General features: G+C 49.0%; 8 protein-coding genes and 9 pseudogenes. 7 read left to right on the top strand and 10 right to left on the bottom strand.

The features are described from left to right. The first annotated feature begins 19 nt into the window (after positions 1-19). Positions 20-490, top strand: coding sequence for a hypothetical protein (locus L085_RS07525; protein WP_044030462.1), 471 nt, complete (start codon positions 20-22; stop codon positions 488-490). A gap of 111 nt (positions 491-601) precedes the next feature. Further along, the gene (locus L085_RS07520) at positions 602-1,306 is read left to right on the top strand and encodes an IS6 family transposase (protein ID WP_044030461.1); all 705 of its coding nucleotides are present in this window, start codon (positions 602-604) and stop codon (positions 1,304-1,306) included. A gap of 120 nt (positions 1,307-1,426) precedes the next feature. Here the strand turns inward: L085_RS07520 and L085_RS07515 are convergent. The 5 pseudogenes from L085_RS07515 to L085_RS07505 all read right to left on the bottom strand — a co-directional run. After that, a pseudogene (locus L085_RS07515) lies at positions 1,427-2,124 on the bottom strand (IS6 family transposase). A 333-nt stretch (positions 2,125-2,457) separates the two neighbouring features. Next, positions 2,458-3,163 (bottom strand): annotated as a pseudogene (locus L085_RS07510) (IS6 family transposase). A gap of 139 nt (positions 3,164-3,302) precedes the next feature. After that, a pseudogene (locus L085_RS24470) lies at positions 3,303-3,488 on the bottom strand (IS481 family transposase); the annotation flags it as partial. Positions 3,489-3,668: 180 nt separating this feature from the next. Beyond that, positions 3,669-4,181: pseudogene (locus tag L085_RS25945) on the bottom strand (glycosyltransferase); the annotation flags it as partial. 324 nt (positions 4,182-4,505) lie between these two features. Next, a pseudogene (locus L085_RS07505) lies at positions 4,506-6,572 on the bottom strand (RHS repeat domain-containing protein); the annotation flags it as partial. A gap of 607 nt (positions 6,573-7,179) precedes the next feature. On the opposite strand from L085_RS07505, the gene L085_RS07495 reads away from it, so the two are divergent. Further along, positions 7,180-8,378, top strand: a protein-coding gene (locus L085_RS07495; protein ID WP_144240660.1) for an IS3 family transposase whose coding sequence is annotated in 2 segments (ribosomal slippage) — positions 7,180-7,498 and positions 7,498-8,378 — 1,200 coding nt in all. Because the reading frame shifts where the segments join, the coding sequence is not laid out codon by codon here. A 43-nt stretch (positions 8,379-8,421) separates the two neighbouring features. On the opposite strand, the gene L085_RS07490 is transcribed toward L085_RS07495, so the two are convergent. From L085_RS07490 to L085_RS07475, 4 genes are all read right to left on the bottom strand, one after another. After that, entirely contained in the window at positions 8,422-9,048 is a 627-nt protein-coding gene (locus L085_RS07490; RefSeq protein ID WP_144240659.1) for an omptin family outer membrane protease, read from the bottom strand. A 976-nt stretch (positions 9,049-10,024) separates the two neighbouring features. Continuing rightward, positions 10,025-10,816: a DsbA family protein gene (locus L085_RS07485; protein ID WP_044030459.1), complete on the bottom strand. Its 792-nt coding sequence runs from the start codon at positions 10,814-10,816 to the stop codon at positions 10,025-10,027. 677 nt (positions 10,817-11,493) lie between these two features. Then, a protein-coding gene (locus L085_RS25010) for an IS5 family transposase (RefSeq protein ID WP_144240653.1) occupies positions 11,494-12,322 on the bottom strand; the annotation gives its coding sequence in 2 pieces (ribosomal slippage) (positions 11,494-11,977 and positions 11,976-12,322; 831 coding nt in all). 455 nt (positions 12,323-12,777) lie between these two features. Further along, on the bottom strand, positions 12,778-13,371 hold the full coding sequence (locus L085_RS07475) for a hypothetical protein (RefSeq protein WP_044030457.1): 594 nt from the start codon (positions 13,369-13,371) through the stop codon (positions 12,778-12,780). 2,502 nt (positions 13,372-15,873) lie between these two features. Between L085_RS07475 and L085_RS25005 the strand changes: the two are divergent. The 4 genes and pseudogenes from L085_RS25005 (at position 15,874) to L085_RS25195 (ending at position 20,142) form a co-directional block, all read left to right on the top strand. Further along, positions 15,874-17,170: pseudogene (locus L085_RS25005) on the top strand (transposase). Between the two features lie 104 nt (positions 17,171-17,274). Continuing rightward, positions 17,275-17,559: pseudogene (locus L085_RS24440) on the top strand (IS5 family transposase); the annotation flags it as partial. Then, positions 17,540-18,743 (top strand): annotated as a pseudogene (locus L085_RS25000) (IS3 family transposase). The pseudogenes L085_RS24440 and L085_RS25000, both read left to right, overlap by 20 nt. A 508-nt stretch (positions 18,744-19,251) precedes the next feature. Next, entirely contained in the window at positions 19,252-20,142 is an 891-nt protein-coding gene (locus L085_RS25195) for a hypothetical protein (RefSeq protein WP_144240656.1), read from the top strand. On the opposite strand, the pseudogene L085_RS24995 reads toward L085_RS25195, so the two are convergent. After that, positions 20,131-20,974: pseudogene (locus tag L085_RS24995) on the bottom strand (IS5 family transposase). The gene L085_RS25195 and the pseudogene L085_RS24995 overlap by 12 nt on opposite strands. Between the last annotated feature and the right edge of the window lie 467 nt (positions 20,975-21,441).

Genomic DNA, 21,441 nt, shown 5'->3' with positions numbered 1-21,441 from the left:
CCCGTTTAAAGGAGCGGTAATGAAAACCATTAAAAAACAAACAGAAGACGAAACAGATGCCTTGAACTACAATCTAAATGACCTTAAACGGATTACCTTCAAAGACAAAAACACCAAAAGAAAGGTGTTTTATCGGAAGCAAGACCTCTCTGATGAATCAGTATTCAAATACAAGAATACAATAAGTAAAAAAAGCGTGTTCTACAGCCCTTCTTTTTTGTCTACATCTACAGATAAATCAGTAGCTGAGAGTTTTATCAGACCGGGTTCTGGCAATGATGGCGTCCTGTTCGAAATAAATGGATTTAGCCCAACCTTTATCCGCTCTAACTTCTCACCGAAAAATGAAAAAGAAGAGCACATACTCTCGCCACTTGCCAGTTTTGTAGTGGCAAATGTCGGGCTACGTGAGGTAAATCCCAAACAGCGTTTAATCAAGCTGAAGGAGGTTGATGGAAATTATCCAGAAAGAATTCCATTATATTATTAAGTCAAGCAGCTCTGTTCACCGCTATCTGTAACGGTTCGAAGTCGAAACGGCTCTGTTGCAAAAATCTGGAGGTGATAAACTCATCGTCATCTTTTGCTGACGGAGCAGCACATGAACCCATTCAAAGGCCGCCATTTTCAGCGTGACATCATCCTGTGGGCGGTACGCTGGTACTGTAAATACGGCATCAGCTATCGTGAACTACAGGAGATGCTGGCCGAACGCGGTGTCAACGTTGATCACTCCACGATTTACCGCTGGGTTCAGCGTTATGCGCCTGAAATGGAAAAACGACTGCGCTGGTACTGGCGTAATCCTTCCGACCTGAACCCATGGCACGTTGACGAAACGTACGTGAAGGTGAATGGCCGGTGGGCTTATCTGTATCGTGCCGTCGACAACAGGGGGCGCACTGTCGATTTTTATCTCTCCCCACGTCGTAATAGCAAAGCCGCATACCGGTTTCTGGGTAAAATCCTCAACAACGTGAAGACGTGGCAGATCCCACGGTTTATCAACACGGATAAAGCACCCACCTATGGCCGTGCGCTCGTTCTACTTAAACGCGAAGGACAATGTCCTCCTGATGTTGAGCACCGACAGATTAAATACCGGAATAACGTTATTGAATGCGATCATGGCAAGCTGAAAAGGATAATCGGCGCCACGCTGGGATTTAAATCCATGAAGACCGCTTACGCCACAATCAAAGGTATTGAGGTGATGCGTGCACTGCGCAAAGGCCAGGCCTCAGCGTTTTATTATGGTGATCCCCTGGGCGAGATGCGTCTGGTGAGCAGAGTTTTTGAAATGTAAAGCCTTTAAATAAGATAAAAGGCTACCTCGTCACGAACTTTGCAACAGTACCTTTTTTGAAGATAAAGGGCTCCGTCACATTAACAACGACAGGTCAGCAGAAATCGCGTTGCCGGTTATTTAGGCAGCCAACAGATACAATTGTTCTGTGGGTGACAATCCATTACTGTGCGAATGTTGGTGCTGCCCTTTACGTATCATGTGGAGCTGCTCGATGCCGGCCTGCTGGGTCTGTGCTCGGCGAAATGATCTGATCCCCAGCATCTGACGTATCCGGCGTTTGATATTGCGCTTATCTTGCTCTACCCGGTTATTCAGATACTTGCTTTGCCTGACGGTGATGCTTTCCTCTGCGGGGTTTGCCGGCATTGAGCGTGGTCAGGGCAGCGGTATTGGCGTTGCTCTTATCAATGGTCACCACTTCGGGCTCGCCGTGGTGGCGGATGGCCTTACGAAAGAAACGCAGCGCTGCGGCCGCATCCCGTTTGGCAGTAAGCAGGAAATCGATGATCTGCCCCACGCTGTCAACGACGCGACACAGGTATTTACACTGGCCTCTGACTTTGATATAGGTTTCGTCCATGCGCCAGCGACGCCCCACGGCACGTTTATGTCGGCGAAACGCCTTATCCAGTAACGGCACCAGGCGGATGACCCAACGATGCAACGTGGAATGGTCAACAACAGTACCCGCGCTCAGCCATCATTTCCTCCAGATCACGCAGGCTCAAGGTATAGGCCAGATACCAGCGCGCGCACTGGGCGATGATATCGACAGGATAATGCAGTCGCTGGAAGGCATTTCGGTTCAAAGACATGGTCAGGTAACATTATAAAAAACAACATGTTACCTGACGACGCCTTAATGCGGCAGAGCCATCCCCTCACGTACCGCGACCAGCATGCCCGGTTCACCGGAGAGATAGCAGATGGCCTTGTTGGCCACCTGTGTCAACAACGGGTAACAAACGGGTCTTCCGCAACCTGGGTGGAGATTTTCATGCCAGAGGACACATVCCCCCGTCGCCTAAGCAACTCGAACCCTGCCCGACCATACACATCTTCAGACGATTTACATAGCCCCCGATAACACCGTTACGGTACTGTTGCAAAGTTCGTGACGAGGTAGCCTTTTATCTTATTTAAAGGCTTTACATTTCAAAAACTCTGCTCACCAGACGCATCTCGCCCAGGGGATCACCATAATAAAACCGCTGAGGCCTGGCCTTTGCGCAGTGCACGCATCACCTCAATACCTTTGATTGTGGCGTAAGCGGTCTTCATGGATTTAAATCCCAGCGTGGCGCCGATTATCCTTTTCAGCTTGCCATGATCGCATTCAATAACGTTATTCCGGTATTTAATCTGTCGGTGCTCAACATCAGGAGGACATTGTCCTTCGCGTTTAAGTAGAACGAGCGCACGGCCATAGGTGGGTGCTTTATCCGTGTTGATAAACCGTGGGATCTGCCACGTCTTCACGTTGTTGAGGATTTTACCCAGAAACCGGTATGCGGCTTTGCTATTACGACGTGGGGAGAGATAAAAATCGACAGTGCGCCCCCTGTTGTCGACGGCACGATACAGATAAGCCCACCGGCCATTCACCTTCACGTACGTTTCGTCAACGTGCCATGGGTTCAGGTCGGAAGGATTACGCCAGTACCAGCGCAGTCGTTTTTCCATTTCAGGCGCATAACGCTGAACCCAGCGGTAAATCGTGGAGTGATCAACGTTGACACCGCGTTCGGCCAGCATCTCCTGTAGTTCACGATAGCTGATGCCGTATTTACAGTACCAGCGTACCGCCCACAGGATGATGTCACGCTGAAAATGGCGGCCTTTGAATGGGTTCATGTGCTGCTCCGTCAGCAAAAGATGACGATGAGTTTATCACCTCCAGATTTTTGCAACAGAGCCATAATAAGGCCCCCATGTTTCACCGGTAAACTCCACATACATCTCTTCGTCAAAATGCCCCCACAGCAGAATGACGCTCACCATACACACACCGGTATTCCTGGTAAGTAACCCCGCTCCGGTCATCCACCACGCTGAACAGCATCAGCGTGGGTTCGCCGCGGGTTGGGTCAACCCAGTCAGGCCGCTCGATATGTTTGAGGTCGGATGGTGACATATCAAACTGCCAGCAGTCATTGCTGTTTTCAGCCTGAAACCTCACCACAGGAGATGAGGCAAAAACAACCCAAATGAGACAGAAAAACTGTCTCACCGGGTTGCCTGCTTTGGGACTACTCAAAAAATACCATAATATTTTCGAAAAAATAGATGCTTCAGAATAAATTTACCCCTGACGCATCCGTCAATTATCTATTAACCCAAGAATGATCAGAACCATTTGTTACAAACCTTTCCAGCTTGAGCATTTTACTTTTGGTTCATGTAGTAATCTTATCTCATCCATACTTAATTTCTGCTTTTTATCATTGAATACATCTTGCTTAGTTCTTTCCCAATCATCCAGTACAGTACGAGAAGAAAATGGCACTACATCATATAGTGCCTCAGTGAATACATCAGGCCCTGCAAGTTTCAAAACATTTCCCTCCCCATTTTTATAGTTCTCAATTGCTAACCCAAGTGTCTTGCTGATGACAGGATGCTTTTCTGCAGCTGCAATTGGTGTATTAGGAACTGCACTAGCTTTAGAACCGTCAGGTGCAGCAGCATATTCGCCCTTGAAACCTATACCTTTTGGGAATGAAAGTGATCCAAATGATTCCACCTGTGTATCATCTATGTCTTTATAAATGCCCCCCTCGTTTTCCAACAAGTGAAGGCGTAACAAATCACTTGCCTGAGCATATTTTTTTTGCCTTACCGTTTCTTCGTAATATTTAAAGGCTGGATGAGAGCTTATATCTGAAAAATAAGGCAACCCCCTCAAATCCATAATTTTCACGCTACTTCCGGAAAACTTACTCACTAAATAATCTCTTGCAGTCTCATGCCCGACAATGCCACCATCATAAATAACCCTGGTATCATAGTCAGGGTTCTTACTTGCTGTTTCAAGTGATAACGCAACGTTTTTGTCGGATATCTTGCCTGTCCCAATCCATATCATATGTATTGTTTTTGGTATACTCACATCATTCAATCTAGAAAGTTCATCCTTCATCTTTGCATTAAACCGTTGTTTCGCCGAAGGTCCAAAACATGAAAGAGAGGGAAGCCTGCCATCATTATCCTGCATGGAAACAGGATTATTCCTTACCATCCTGAACAAATTCAGCCCGTCCACCGTGCCCGCCGGATCTGAGGAGAGCCACCGGCCCACCCACGGCTGGTAGTACCGGTACCCGTAATAATACAGCCCCGTCGCGTCACGCTCCTTGCCTGAGTAACGCACGGTTTTGTACTCCGCCTCCACCGCGCTGCGGGCAGTCCAGAGCGCCGTGCCGCCGTACGGGTAGTACTCTTCCATGCTGATGACGTTTCTATCCCCGTCCAGCTCCAGGCTGCAGCTGCCCGTCAGGTTGTCATAGCTGTAGCGTAGCTGGTCATTGCTGACACCCTCCGGCGTATCGCTCTCCCAGTGCAGCGCTCGCACCCGCGCCCGTCCCGCCTCGCCCGCGGTAATCACCTGCAGGCTTTCCGTTTCCGTACTGCCGGATGTGGTCGTGCGCAACTCCAGTCCCGGCAGGTACAGCGCACGCTGCGTCTGCATGCTGTTGCCGGTTTTCTGCCCGCTGACCTTCAGGATGCGCTGGCGGCCGCCGTCATAGCGGTAGCTTTCACTGTCGTCCGTACTACCGTCGCGCACCACCGGCGTCACCTTCAGCAGCTCGTTACGCGGCGTCCAGACCAGTACCTGCCCCTGCAGGAGCTGTCTCTGCTGTCCGTCCGCTGTGAACAGCGCGTCCACGTCCGCCGGGTTTTCCGTCAGCGTGCTCAGCACGCCCCGGTTGCTTTTATCGGAGACGGTGATGTTTGTGGTGTAACTGTTGTTTGTCGCGGGGGCGTTGTGACGGATTTGTGTCAGATTGCCGGCGCTGTCGTATGTGTAAGTGCGGGTGTAATTCGTGTATGCGGAGTTGTCTGCCGGAAGGGGGACGGCGACTGAAGGCAGGCTGCTGCCCTGCTGACCGGCGTTTGCCATTTCGCGCCCGGTGGCGCTGACCAGCTGGTACAGGCTGTCGTAGACGTAAGCGTTCTCCGGCACCACTTTCTGGTTGCGCCAGAAGCGGGTCTCCTCGGCGTCGTTGCTGATTTTCAGGACGTTGCCCACCGGGTCATACTCATAGCGCAGGTCCTGCAGCACTTTCGCACCCGAGGCGTGTCCTGCCGGACGTTCCGTTTTAATGCCGATAAGGCGCTGCGTCTCTGCCTCATACGTATACGTGGTCATCACGCCGTTACCGTACACCTCACGCAGCTTCTGTCCGGCGGCTGAGTACGTCAGGGACCTGACGATAACCTGTTCCGTGCCGCCCTTCAGGGTTAGCCAGTTGCCCGACAGCAGGCCCGCCACGTCGTACGCCACACGCTGCATGTTACCCTTCGCGTCGGTGGTGGTCAGCATCGCCCCGGTGGCATCCGCGGTGGTCAGGGTGGGGTATGCCTCACCATCCAGCAGGTCGTTCCAGGCGGAGGCATCCCCGCCCTGCCAGTCGGCCACGACGTCAGGATAGTCCACGTCCCTGAGCAGGCGGCGGGTGACGGAAAGCGGCACGCCGGTCAGCGCGATGCTGCCGGTCTGCGTCAGGCCGGCCGTGTCGTAGTGGCTGACGCACGCGCCGGCGAGATTCAGCGCCTTCTCCTCAGCAGAATTACCGGCCCAGACGAAACGCTCCGTGATGAGGGCGGCTTCGCCGGTGGCCTGCTCCGTAATGCTCAGTGTGCGGCCCGGCAGTTCTGAGTCCACATACTGCCAGGTGCGGGTTACCGCCTGGCTTCTGTCCTCCGTGCCATCACCGGCAGTGCTGATGTTGCTGACCGCCAGAAACGGCCGGCCGGCGGCATCGTTCAGCGCCAGAGTGGTGCCATTATCCACGCCCTCTGAACGCAGAACGCCGCCGGTCAGGTCTGTGAGGTAGCTGAAGTTCGCCAGCCCGGCGTCGTGCAGGCGCGGGTCGGCGCTCTGCGTCAGAAAGCCGCGGGCGTCATACTGATGGCGGGTGATGCGCTCACTGGTAATGTCCGGGGAGCCGGGATGTCGGTGGTACGCGATGTCGCGCACGGTCAGCCCGCGGTTATCGAGGACCGTGACCGTCGGGGTTTTGCTGAACAGCGATGTGCTCATGATATTCTCCTGTTTATGTTGTGCAGTCGTTCAGGCTGCAAATAAAATCATACAGCAATCAGGATAACTTCGCCTGGACGGGCGTTATCAGGGGGGATAAAAAAGACGCTGTTAGTTAAATTTCATTTGCAGATAGTGTGAGCCCGGCGAAATGGATTGCGAGCCGGGCAGGATAAATGCGAGCCCATTATCACTTAATGTGAGCCGGTGGCATTTTTCATTTGCAGTTAATGTGAGCCGAAATTTGCAGTGATTGCGAGTCGGAGGGATTTCGATTGCGAGCCGTTACAACTATAGTGGTCGGCCCGGCAGCGTTGCATCCTCATACTGCCAGGTGCGGGTTACCGCCAGGTTTCTGTCCTCAGTGCCGTCGTCGGCGGTGGACTGACCCCGCCCCGGTAGACGATCCTGCCCTATAGTTGGAGTGACACCACGTTTGTCAATGCTACCAGGGACGTCCTGCGACATAAAGTAAAGAACGCCACCCTGATATCATCTATTGCATACTTACATCATAGACTGGCCCCCTGAATCACCAGACACTTCGACCCACCTTAAATTGATGACTAGTCTTAAAACTAGTCATTAGACTAGTCGGGAGATAAGCATGATCGAAGAGTTGCTGGGACCAGAGCGCCGCAGGCGCCGTTCTCCACAGGAAAAGATTGCCATTGTTCAAGAGATGCTTCAGCCAGGTATGACCGTTTCCCATGTCGTACGGCTTCATGGTGTGAATGCAAACCAGATCTTCGCCTGGCGAAAGCAGTACCAGGAAGGTAGTCTCACCGCGATCATGGCTGGCGAAGATGTTGTTCCCGCCTCAGAACTGGCGGCGGCGGTGAAACAAATCAAAGAGCTACAGCGTCTGCTGGGTAAAAAGACCATGGAGAACGAGCTGCTGAAGGAGGCCGTCGAGTATGGTCGCCAAAAAAAGTGGATAGCGCACGCGCCCTTATTGCCCGGGGATGGCGACTGAGCTTCGTCAGTCGTTGTCTCCAGGTCTCGCGTGCGCACTTGCATGTTCTGATGCATCGTCCCAGGGACTGGCAGGGCGGGCGAAAAAAGCGCCAGACCGATGACGCCGACGTGCTTGAGCGGATCCATGGCGTTATCGGTGAAGTGCCAACCTATGGTTACCGTCGCGTCTGCGCATTACTGCGCCGCGAATCTGAGACGCTGGCAGTGGCGGTCGTCAACGCCAAACGGGTGTACCGGATCATGTGCCAGCATGCGTTGTTGCTGGGACGCAAACCTAGAATGCAGCCGATAGATCGGGCGCATACCGGAAAAGTGGCCGTTAGTGAAAGTAACCGGCGGTGGTGTTCTGACGGGTTCGAGTTCCGCTGTGAAAACGGTGAAAAACTCCGCGTCACCTTCGCTCTGGACTGCTGTGACCGCGAGGCGTTGCACTGGGCTGCTGGAACCGGTGGCTTCGACAGTGATACCGTTCAGGACGTAATGCTGGGCGCGGTGGAGCGTCGCTTCGGACACCGCCTTCCGCCAGCCCCCATCGAGTGGCTGACAGACAACGGCTCGGCCTACAGAACACATGATACCCGGCGGTTCGCCCGGTTGCTGGGGCTGGAGCCGAAAAGAACTGCGGTACGAAGCCCGGAGAGTAATGGCATGGCAGAAAGCTTCGTGAAGACGATGAAACGCGACTACATCAGCGTTATGCCACGTCCGGATGCCCGAACGGCAGTGCAGAATCTGGCAATGACGTTCGAACATTGCAACGAATGGCATCCACACAGTGCGTTAGGCTACCGTTCACCGCGGGAATATCTGCGGCGCCGGCAGGCCTAAATAAGAGAGTCGTTGAGTCTGGAGTTATAGGGGCGAATCCACATCATAGAAAGCGGAATTGAACCCCAGCGGTAACGGAATAATGCATATTATCAATCCCTGCAGCATCTCCCTCAATATAGCTGTGTTCGCCAGTTTTATTATTGAGCATCTGCGTGCCCCCTTTACCTTCCTCATACTTGCTGGCACTAACCTCGGTATAAACTTTAGCCGCTGGCGTCAGGTAATATCCCACTCCCAGCGCGACGGAATAATACCGTGAACGGTGGATGTCCTCACGAAATGTCATATTGCGCAAATAATGCTCATCGTTATCTTTAGCATTCACCCAGGGGGTGAGTTTTAACAGGCCATTCAACTCAACATTTTGATAACGGTATACCCCAACAAGCCCCAAATAAGGTGTGTTGAATTGTTGCTTATAACCGATAACACGCGCCTCTTGAGGAAGGTTATTGATCTCAGCCCCGTTATCGTAAGAATAACTGCCTCCCAAGGCCGTCCAGCTGAAGCGGGTTTGCTGATAACCGACTACGGCCCCCAACCGATAGGTCAGCTGCATGAGGAGCCACCCTTTGATATTCACGTCAAATTCATTGGCGTGATTCAGGCACGTACCTGGATGGGTTGACCAATCAGCCCCCCCCCCGATTGGCCGGGCGTCATCCAATCATAATCATCCATGCCCCCGGATCCCCCCGAGGCCAGGGTCGTCCAGCCACTGGCGCCGACAGTCATCCAGGTCAGTGCGTCCTAGGCTATTTCCCCCCTGATAATAGGAGTGTTCCTTATCTGCCATTTTAACTCACTGACTTTTCTTCCGGTACTTGCGTCATACACGTACTCCTTCGACTCCCCCCCCCGAACCACCCCAGGCCAGCGCTGACAGTGACCTTGTCCGTTCGCGAATTATCATCAGCCCATGCTGGAGCGGCTAATACACATCCTACAGTAACGACTCCCATGCTTTTGCTTTCATCATCGCCCCTCTTTTTTAGTCTATTTTGCTCACAATCTACCCAGACATTTATAGTAATATTGTTGTCGGTCAACAACGACCGACTCAACCCAACCGAAGGGTTGGCGGATAACAGTTCAGACTACAGAACTCGTGAAACCGAGCGAAGCTCCGAGCTCACAGGCTAGAGCCAAAATGAATAGGAACACACAGCCCTGAACGAAATGGCGTAGCAGAGAACTGATTGAAGACGATGAAAAAATAGCACTACGTAAAATATTCCTACCCGAACGCCCCACGCGGGTACCCGGATTTCACGTAGCGCAATTGCGTCTATATTGCACCCAAATTCCATTTGGCGGTTTCGTCATCCCTCTTGGCGGTACAGGCTCAGCTCGGGCATCATGCCCAATCTTCATACGCTTCGGCATAAACCCCATCACGGCAACAAAGATGATTACCCTGCGTATTTCCCCAATACTCGGGTTAATAGTCGATAAAGAGCTTTTTGCCGGGCTGTAGTCACTGTCAATACCACCATTGCTGGGAACTTACAGTTTCCGAGGCGTTTTGACATTTTTGGCGCGTCCGTTAACCAGCCAATACTGTTTTTCGCCAAGAAATCAATATATCTTTTCCATTGAATCGAACATGCTAAAACCTAGCATTTTACAAATCCATGCGCAGGCTACAGCCTCGTCTTTCCAGCCGCTTTATCAATGGCTTTCTGAAGAGCATCTGTACGGGGAGCTCCCGGGATTACGGTAACATTGCCAGTACTGGCACCGGAAGAAGGAAGAATCACCAAGGTCGGCGTTCCACTGATACCCAGTTGCTGGGCCTGCGTATTAATACCGTCCAAAACACTCTGCACACCTTCAGCCTTCGAGATGTTGAATTTCACGGCGTCTGCAGCCCTATTGATATCCTCGTCGGTCAGCTTGCCTTCATTATGTCCGGTGGCGTAAATCATATTATGATAGCGGAAGTAGGCCTCCGCGCCTTTCTGCTGCCAGATCTGCAACCCGGTTTTCGCAGCCCTCATTGAGGTTGGCCAGTACTGGCCAAATATCGGGAGTTCCTTAAACACGAGGCGTACATTTGGATTTGCCTTTATTGCCTTTTCCAGTTCCGGTGCCAGACGAGCACAATAAATGCATTGATAATCGAAGAACTCGACGACCGTCACTTTTGCATCACCAGAGCCATATGATGGCGTACCTTTATCGTTCAACAGTGCTGCCTGATTCTGAATGACTGCAGCAACCCTCGCCTGCTGCTGCTTCTCCTCCCGCTGCGCCAGCAGTCTCTGCTCGACCTCCCCTATGACCTCCGGGTGAGCCACCAGATATTCCCTAACCACTTCGGTAATACGAGTCTCTTGTTCCGCATTAAAGACGGCCACCGGTTTCTCTATGGCAGCAACTGGACCAGGTAGCAAAAAACCGACGGCCATCATCATGACAATTATGTTATTCATTTTCACCTTTTTCCTTCGTCGATTGATGAATATGCCGGAAGACCTATACAGGAGAAAGGCATGCTCATACGTGAATGCACCAATAAACAAAAGATGCTTATTAAAGTTAATAACTTAAAACAGTAACTTTAAGATAACTTTAAATTAATTACAAAAAGGAGAGACACCTCTCCCTTTTATTTTTTTGTAGTTAATTAGCGTAAGGAGGGCACCAAACCACCCCTTCATTGCTCATGCAGCACATTTTAAATACACCCGTTTTAATTTCATACCGCTTAATAGGGGTGGTACAGACAGGGTCCGGGTATGCAAATGCGACCGTCACGTTCCCAATGGACATTAGCACAGTCACTACCATAAATAACTTCTTCATTGTTAGTCTTCCTTATAAGGTTTTTTTCGTGATATGAGCAACCATCTTCATTATGTCTTCTCGGCTTTTAAAGCGACAAAATAATAGTAAATCCGAGCACATATGATAATCTGACAAGTCAGAAATGGCGTGTTAATTCAGATAACGGAAAGATTGACGCTCATCACTTTAACGGCTTCGCCATGCGCAGTCCTGGTCGAGAACCAAATTTTCCACTTCGAGTGTAAATTCAGCAGTCATGCTTTGTTTATTGGTTCAGCTGTAAGATTTTGAAGTGGGAACACCACCTCAACTCAGGTGACTGTTAGGCTGTGTGCCGGATGCATCCCAGTTTCACCATTGCCAGATAATTTCTCGCCGTTTTGTCATAACGTGTTGCGATGCGCCGGTATTCTTTCAGGCGACCAAAGCACCGCTCAACGACGTTGCCATTGCGGTAGGCATCACGATCGAGCAGTGCACGACCATCCGACACCATTTTTTCATTTGATTCTCGGGGAATAACCGCTTTAATGTCTTTGTTTTTCAGCTCGTTACGTAATATATGTCCGGAGTAGGCTTTGTCCGCCAGTACCGCATGACCACGGCGTTTCATGCTGCCGTTCTGGCGCTGAACACCAATGCCGTCCAGAAGACGTTGTGCGAACTGACTTTCGTGGGCTTGTCCGGGACTCACTACGATGTTTAGCGGAAGACCGCTCCCGTCTGTCGCCAGATGGATTTTGGTGCCAAAACCACCGCAAGAGCGACCCAGGCCGTTATCTCTGGTGATATCGGAATGTTTTTTGCGCTCCGGCGGCGCATCTGAGCGCCCGAATATTACTACCATCCAGCACAGTGGCCGACCAGTCAATGAGACCGTGAGCATCAAGAGATAAAAGTAACTTATTAAAAATAATGTTAATCACACCGGGTTTAGACCATCGATTAAAGCGGTTATAAACGGTCTTCCATGGCCCGTATCTCTCAGGTAAATCACGCCATGGTGCACCAGAGCACAGCCCCCAGAACATACCGTTGATGATCTTACGATGCTCTGCCCATGGACGTCCGGCTCGTGGAGATGCAGGTTCAGCAGGCAGTAAGGGCTGGATGATAGCCCATGCTTCATCGGGAATATCGTGACGAGCCATAGTTCAATGTCTTGTGAAAACAGGATGTTACTATAACTCAGATGATTAAGGGACACAGCCTAAACTTATATCCAAAACGGAGGTGTTTAGTGAACTAGAAACGAAGATTTATAATTCCCGGAGGGAGCGACAGGATGCCAATCAGTGATCGGATGTGTGCCAAATCGTGATCGATTGTGATGCCAAACCGCGATCGATTCGAATGCCAAACCTTGAGCGATTCAGATGCCATTTTGCAGTTAGGCAGGTATTTAGCCATAGCCAACGCTCATCCACCAGGCAACACAGTACTTTGGCGAAGGCTGCGCCGACTAAATGACATTCTTTATGTTTTGAACTTTCGAGAAAATAGATGTGGGTAATTGCAAGCCAGTGATTGCAGTATTGACGGGTATTACTTGACAAGTAATCCAATGGAAGCGTGTCAACCCCTAAGTTTATATTCTCAAGATAATTCATTGTAAATGTTTAAAAAAACCATAAAAATAACGCAACTCGCGCGCCGTATTAACCATAAGTTTTCCCATTACTTTTCTCTGCTGCTTACTTATAGCTGAACTTATTTTGTTTGTCTTTCTCATCATTCCACTTTCATCATCATCTTCCAACATGGATATTAATAAAGCAATATCACTCCTTGTAAGTTTTTTAAGTTGATATTTGGGTATGCTAGATACCTTCGGACTTATAATACATCCATCCAAAAAAATCATATGTAGATAGCACTTTATAATTGCAATACTTTCCGCTCTATGCATAAATACAATATTCCCCCTATCACACAAAAGAGTGTCAGAAAAAACAATCGCTTTCACCCTCCCTTTTCTTCTCTTTAATATTTCACAAGCCACCTCCCTAAGGTTATGATGATAGCTATCGACAATAACAACCACATTATTATCGACTTTGCTTATAATCCTTGGTAACTCAATAATATTATCTCCTAGGGTAATATCATATACACCAATCTCATTTAGTAAAAATCTAATTCCCAAGAAGCAAATGTGCCTATCACAAATTATTAAAACCTTATTGCTATTTTTAATCATAATCCCTTTACCAATTATAACCCTAAAGCAACCATGAACAAGTAGAGGTCTATGCTCAGTTAATTGCGCAGGGTTTTATAACTACGAAGCTAAAATACAGTATACAGGCGTACCAAACTCAGTAATAATTTAAATACAAACAGTATTATTCTAGATGGTAAGTTAATTACCAATTTTGGCAAGAAATAGGCAAATAAATAATATTATACTCCCGCCCATAGCGAATACGATTAGATCTTGATGTCTATGCGTCACCATATAGATGCCACGAATGCATCAGAATGAAAATCGTAAACGGCGCCGCCCGTCAGAATTATTATATTACCTCCGTTAAAGAAATGTATGATTACGGTATCATCCACGGGTAACTCAGTAAAAAACGACCACTACGATCATCACCAATTATAGTAACATCCTCAGCAACAATTATAAAACCTGATGGCGTCAATAATCTGCTCTGTAACTCTCTTCAACACAGATAGTTATACTGCTCTCTGACTTTGATGTAAAATTCACATATTCACCAGCGGCACCCCATCCCGCTTATGCAGGAGAAATGTCTTTATCCAATAGTGGCACCAGGCGACGAAACGTTGAATGGTCACGACAACACTGACCTCAGCCATCACCTCCCCAGATTACACAAATTCAGGGTATAAGTCAGATACCCACGAACACCTAGGAAGATAATATTGTCGAGATAATACGAAAAACCATCCCTATTCATAGCCAGCAAAGGACTACGTAACGTAAAGTATGTATCAACCTTAGGCTATCTTATCAAAACACTGAGCTAATTTATTCTTAATTATAAAATCTCTCGCACAATCATCGACCATAACCCAATGGTCATTTATATACTACCTATTGAAAAATGCAAGATAATATGACATACCCCCCCCCCAGAAAAAGGAGCAAAAAGTACCATGAAAATCCAAACCGTTCGCCTGCTAATATTATAAATACGTGATGTAATATTCATAAGTCACCTTTTGGGCATATGCGTTCTTACCATTTATAGTCAAATGTAATTAATTACCGCGAGCGATGGCATTGGACTAGTCAGAAATCAGGTGCGGAGTGGTACACAGCGATAGCTTCATTGTTAAGAGTCGCTGGTGAATCTCAGTTCGTTACTGGCTAAACTGAACTGAAACTAGCCATATTCAACAGTTGTAGTGATGTGATGGACGCTCCCTCCTAAAGTAGTCAGTGCCATACTTTTACTAACTGCATTAATCCGGGAGTAACATCACATGAACACGATCAGGGTTGTTGGTATCGATATTGCCAAGTCTGTTTTCAGGTCTGCGTCTGGATGAATGATGGCTCTGTCGCATGGAATAGAGAAATCTCACGCTCCAAATTGCAGGATATCGTTCGACAATACTGATTCACTACATGGGTGGACTGGTATAACAATCGTAGGCTACTGGAACGTCTCGGTCATATCCCGCCAGCTGAAGCCGAAAAAGCGTATTATGCTTCCATCGGGAACGGGGCTATGGCAGCCTGAGTTCCCGGACTAAAAACTCTCCCACAAAACTGGGGCGGTTCACATTGCGGCTTCCTATGAAATCGGCATCTCACATATCAAAATCAGGTCGATACACAAACGTCTAAACATGGGCAACTTCATAGTTACACTAATGCTTATTTCTGATTTGTCATATTTCAACGTATTGAGATTTTTTTGTATTCTCTCTGCACATAAATTCGCAGTGGCAGTAAAGCACAAGAACGTATTTATGTTTTTATTTAAATTTAAATGGGATTTAATATCATGAAAAGCCTTATTGTATCATTGACTCTGTTAATTGCTGTAGGATGCATAGGCGCAGTGTCTGCTTCAGTTCCTCCTCCAACCTGTGCTTCGGAACTGAAACCTTACCCTATGGACCCGCGAAACCCACAGAAAACCTACTTGTGCTGCTTAGCTACAACCGGGATTGTTTATTGCCCGTGGTATCCTGAGCGTTAATATTTAATGAGGTAACCGATAGCATTTTTGGTGCGTTGTGCTATCGGTTTTCCCAGTCATGAACAGATGAAGGGTGCGTAGGGCAATGGCCCTGCCGCTGAATTTGAATGCATGGGATGTGGTTTTGCCGGTGTGTCTCTGTTCACGTTACTGTATGTTGAAGTTGGTGTTGCTCTGCGTCAAATCCCATTCGCGTAGGTTAAAATAATCTATGTCACAGATAATTACGACGATCTGGGTATCATTGCCGGGAGTAACGGAGGCGTCTATACCTGCGGGAATTCGCTATCGACTCTGATGAACTGACTATTCAACAGAACTACGGGTTGTCGTGGCAAACTGAATTTGGTCACCTGTCAATGCCGATCGAATTGCGGATCTTCCGCAACTTGGGTGGAGTAATATCGATGAAACTTTCTAGTTAACAAGGATCTAAACTGTTTTAAGTTATTGACAACGCAATACCCTCACTTAAGACACTTTTACAGTTACCTTGCTGATAGCAATACGGCCGACCAGTTATTAGCCCTGATGGTATAACCCTCCATCTCCGTGGAAAACGTAAAACAGCACTATGTCCTGAATACCTTGAACGCCGCAACTCTGTTCATAGTTGTCGTCGGCGTCGGATACAGTATCTACCCTGCTCAGGCTAGGCGCTATGGCTGATGTTTGCTGTCCGCCACTGATACTGCCTAACCCAGCGCCTGTTCACGCAAAATTTTTGCCGAGCCGCTGGCTCCCTTCGCAGGTTCACGGCAGCAGTCTTAACAGACGTTACAGACGTTACAGACGTTACAGACGTTACAGACGTTACAAAATTTACAGCGTCAGCTGGGATTAATCGCCGGAGGTGAGGATGGAAGACTGGCAGCAACGGCAAGTAGTCTCCGTAGCAGTGCAGATACGCTTCTTCGCAGAGTGATCAATACCCCTGAGACGAAACCGCCAGGCATGCCCCATGTCGGTATCGACGAGTGGGCATGGCATCGGGTCACCGTTACGGCACGTTAATAGTCAATCTTGATACTCACCGTCCCCTCGTCCTGCTTCCCGGCCGCGATCAACGTACGCTGGCTGCCTGGTTCAGAAAATATCCAGAAATACAGGTTGTCTCGCGCGGTCGCGACGGTATCTAAGCCACAGTATACCACCGGCTTATCACCCGTAACGGTCAGGCGCTGGCTCCAGTCAGGTACATTCCCTGAAATGTCGACCCGCCCCCGGAAACCAAGCCTTCTGGATCCCTGGCATGGGTGGCTGGAGGAACAACGTGAATGCGGTAACCACAATGGCAGCCAGATATGGAGGGAAATGGTGGTAAAGGGGTTCACCGGTAGCGAAACCACCATTAGGGATGAGGTTGCCAAATGACGTAAGGGTGGGAGCGCATCGATTACTGCGCCAGCTCGTCTTCCATCAGCTTCGCGCGTGAGTAGTTGTTTGATGCCCTTGCGAATAATAAGGGGGGAAGAAAATTATGCTTTCCGCTTCATCGGGCTGATGTGTGAAAAAGAGCCGCAGCTGAAAATAGCGCAGCAGCTGGCGCTGGACTTCTACCGGCTCCTGAAAACCAAAAACAAACCACAGCTAAACAGGTGGCGTACCCATGTTAATGAAAGCGCTCCTGTTGAGCTTCAGCGTGTTGCAGCCGGGATGGAAGCTGATGCAGCAGCAATATGTGAAGCCATTACCAGCAAATGGAGTAACGGTGTAGGCGAAGGGCATGTAAATCGCCTGAAAATGTTAAAACAGCAGATGTATGGTCGGGCAGGCTTCGAGTTACTGCGACGACGGGTAATGAGCCCTCTGGCATAAAGGACTACCCAAGTTGCGGAAGACCCACTTTTATATCGGTACTAGGCTGTGTCCCTTAATCATCTGAGTTATAGTAACATCCTGTTTTCACAAGACATTGAACTATGGCTCGTTACGATATTCCCGATGAAACATGGGCTATCATCCAGCCCTTACTGCCTGCTGAACCTGCATCTCCACGAGCCGGACGTCCATGGGCAGAGCATCGTAAGATCATCAACGGTATGTTCTGGGGGCTGTGCTCTGGTGCACCATGGCGTGATTTACCTGAGAGATACGGGCCATGGAAGACCGTTTATAACCGCTTTAATCGATGGTCTAAACCCGGTGTGATTAACATTATTTTCAATAAGTTACTTTTATCTCTTGATGCTCACGGTCTCATTGACTAGTTGGGAGATAAGCATAATCGAAGAGTTGCTCGGACCAAAGCGCCGCCGGCGCCGTTCTCCACAGGAAAAGAGACGCTGCAGCCTGGCATGGCGGTATCCTATGTCGCACGGCTTCATGGGGTGAATGCAAACCAGATCTTCGCCTGGCGAAAGCAGTACCAGGAAGGTAGCCTGACCGCGATCATGGCTGGCGAAGATGTCGTTCCCGTCTCAGAACTTGCGGCAGTGGTGAAACAAATCAAAGAACTACAGCACCTGCTGGGTAAAAAGACCATGGAGAACGAGCTGCTGAAGTAGGCCGTCGAGTATAACCGCCAAAAAAAGTGGATAGCGCACGCACCCTTATTGCCCGGGGATCGACTGAGCTTCGTCAGCCGCTGTCTTCAGGTCTCGCGTGCGCACTTATATACCCTGAAGCATCGTCCCGATAACTGGCAGGACGGGCGAAAAAAGCGCCAGACCGATGACGCCGGGATCCATGGCGTTATCGGTGAAGTGCCGACCTACGGATACCGTCGCGTCCGGGCATTACTGCGCCGCGAATCTGATACACTGGCGGTGACGGTCGTCAATGCTAAACGGGTGTACCGGATCATGTGCCAGCATGCGTTGTTGCTGGGACGAAACCCCAGAATGCAGCCGGTAGGTCGAACGCATACCGGTAAAGTGGCCGTTAATGAAAGTAACCGGCGGTGGTGTCCTGACGGCTTCGAGTTCCGCTGTGATAACGGTGAAAAACTCCGCGTCACCTTCGCTCTGGACTGCTGTGACCGCGAAGCACTGCACTGGGCTGCCGGTACCGGCGGCTTCGACAGTGACACAGTTCAGGACGTGTGCTGGGTGCGGTGGAACGTCGCTTCGGACACCGGCTTCCGCCAGCCTCCATCGAGTGGCTGACAGACAACGGCCCGGCCTATAGAGCGCATGATACCCGGCGGTTCGCCCGGTTACTGGGGCTGGAGCCGAAAAGAACAGCGGTGCGTAGTCCGGAGAGTAATGGCATGGCAGAAAGCTTCGTGAAGACGATGAAGCGCGACTACATCAGCGTTATGCCGCGTCCGGATGCACGTACTGCAGTGCAGAACCTGGCAATGGCGTTCGAGCATTATAACGAATGGCATCCGCACAGTGCGTTAGGCTACCGTTCGCCGCGGGAATATCTGCGACGCCGGCAGGCCTAAATAAGAGAGTCGATGAGTCTGGAGTTACAGGGGTAAATCCAGTTAGCACAAAATAACTCAATAAATTTTATACATATTTAACCACTAACGTTTTCTGTGCCTTTGGTTCTAGCGGTGGATTCCAGTGAGACGTGACTTCAACGAGGCTACCCTCTTACGACAAATACTCAGCTCCGTTTGCACATCTGCATCTGTCTTGACTATCCATTTATCTTTCACTTACCGGGCATCCCCAAATTACTTGACCATGTCTAGGGAAAAATCGGCTACAGGGACGAACTCATCCAACGTGATTATCCATTGTAGGATTATTGGAAAGCACTCGTATTGCACCTCTTTATATAATTCGGCTATGATAAACATAGCCGATTGGCAATGGGGAGCGTATGATGGACGTCTGCGACTCCTTGATTTTTTAGACCATATGACAGTGCGCATCCGCCATAGTTGCCCTATGATTAATAGGTGTTCCTCCGGTTATCACCACTATCAAATAGGCTGGATATCTATGGGCAGAGCAAATCGAGACAGTCCCTTTGACATTAAAGAAATAAGTCAACGCATCAAAGTACAAAGCCCTTATTTTGCTTTTCAACAACTCTGGCAAGAGGGGGAATCGTTGGTTGGTTCATTTGCGGCTGAACAGCCCCTTCTATACGAAGCAGGCTGCATTACAGCGGGAGAGTTGGGAAGGCACCTGGCCATATTGGGTAGCTGTACTGCGGTCGCACTGCACAGTGGGCCTGAGGGTTACTATTTGGCGACAAAGGCTCATTTTATTCGAAAATCGGAAACCCCGCCCCCACCTCAAAAAATATTATATGCAAGAGCTAAGATAGTAGATATGAATAAGCGTGAACTGAAAATTCTTGCTCAGGCATGGGCTAATGGCCCCATAGCAGAATTACATTGCGAATACACTATTCTTTCACCTGCATTATTCCAACGTAATTTCAAACATTATGCCTGCGAAAAGTTGTCTATGTCACCAGACTCACCTTACCGACATCCTATTCCATTATACAACTTAGAGCACCATGAAAAGGAACTTGACGCCTTTGCCGGCCCTCTATCACCTCATCAATGCACCGGCCATTTCCCAAACTATCCATGTTGGCCAGTGGCCATCATTTCACAAACGGCGTTTCAAGTCACTGGAGAGTTACTCAATAAAATTCATGGCCCCGGGATCCGTTTTTACGTAAATGACACTCAATTATCAGCAAAGAAGTTGATTGGGGCCGATACAGCATTAAGATTCCGTGTAATACTAAAAGACCTCACCCCTCCATTAATACAGTGTAGCATTGTAATATATCGTAATAAAGAAGAGATCGCCAGGCTAACAAACCAGCTCGAATTAATATTTCCCATTAGGTTGCGTCCCTTAATTAAATAACCGTTGATAATAAAGCCGGATGCATCCCAGTTTCACCATTGCCAGATAATTTCTCGCCGTTTTGTTATAACGTGTTGCGATGCGCCGGTATTCTTTCAGGCGACCAAAGCACCGCTCAACGACGTTGCCATTGCGGTAGGCATCACGCTCGAGCAGTGCACGACCATCCGACACCATTTTTTCATTTGATTCTCGGGGAATAACCGCTTTAATGTCTTTATTTTTCATCTAGTTACGTAATATATGTCCGGAGTAGGCTTTGTCCGCCAGTACCGCATGACCACGGCGTTTCATGCTGCCGTTCTGGCGCTGAACACCAATGCCGTCCAGAAGACGTTGTGCGAACTGACTTTCGTGGGCTTGTCCGGGACTCACTACGATGTTTAGCGGAAGACCGCTCCCGTCTGTCGCCAGATGGATTTTGGTGCCAAAACCACCGCAAGAGCGACCCAGGCCGTTATCTCTGGTGATATCGGAATGTTTTTTGCGCTCCGGCGGCGCATCTGAGCGCCCGAATATTACTACCATCCAGCACAGTGGCCGACCAGTCAATGAGACCGTGAGCATCAAGAGATAAAAGTAACTTATTAAAAATAATGTTAATCACACCGGGTTTAGACCATCGATTAAAGCTGTTATAAACGGTCTTCCATGGCCCGTATCTCTCAGGTAAATCACGCCATGGTGCACCAGAGCACAGCCCCCAGAACATACCGTTGATGATCTTACGATGCTCTGCCCATGGACGTCCGGCTCGTGGAGATGCAGGTTCAGCAGGTAGTAAGGGCTGGATGATAGCCCATGCTTCATCGGGAATATCGTAACGAGCCATAGTTCAATGTCTTGTGAAAACAGTATGTTACTATAACTCAGATGATTAAGGGACACAGCCTAAAACAACTGAAGCACAAGTCATTGTATCGCCAGGTGCCTCCCCAATTCTCCCGCTGTAATGTAGCCTGCTTCGTATAAAAGAGGCTGTTCAGATGTAAATGAGCCAACCAACGCCCCTCCCTCTTGCCAGAGTTGTTGAAAAGCAAAATAAGGGCTTTTTACTTTGATGTGTTGACTTATTTCTTTAATGTCAAGGGGACTGTCTCGATTTGCTCTGCCCATAGACATCCAGCCTATTTAATAAGGTGATAATCGAAAAGGTCATCTATTAATCATAGAACTACGATGGAAAATGTACACTGTTATATGGTTTAAAAATCAGGGAGTCGTAGACGCCCATCATACGCCCCCCATTGTCATTCGGCTTTGTTTATAATGGCTGAGTTATATAAAGAAATTCAATAC

The sequence above is a fragment of the Serratia sp. FS14 genome, assembly GCF_000695995.1.
In the GTDB taxonomy this organism is placed as follows: domain Bacteria; phylum Pseudomonadota; class Gammaproteobacteria; order Enterobacterales; family Enterobacteriaceae; genus Serratia; species Serratia nematodiphila.
Note: the sequence above shows the minus strand (reverse complement) of the source record. Positions and strands in the feature narration are given on the sequence as shown.

Coding starts and splice junctions, on each gene's coding strand:
- L085_RS07475 (WP_044030457.1), bottom strand. CDS start 13,371: ATGATTAAAAATAGCAATAAGGTTTTAATAATTTGTGATAGGCACATT.
- L085_RS25195 (WP_144240656.1), top strand. CDS start 19,252: ATGGGCAGAGCAAATCGAGACAGTCCCTTTGACATTAAAGAAATAAGT.
- L085_RS07525 (WP_044030462.1), top strand. CDS start 20: ATGAAAACCATTAAAAAACAAACAGAAGACGAAACAGATGCCTTGAAC.
- L085_RS07485 (WP_044030459.1), bottom strand. CDS start 10,816: ATGAATAACATAATTGTCATGATGATGGCCGTCGGTTTTTTGCTACCT.
- L085_RS07520 (WP_044030461.1), top strand. CDS start 602: ATGAACCCATTCAAAGGCCGCCATTTTCAGCGTGACATCATCCTGTGG.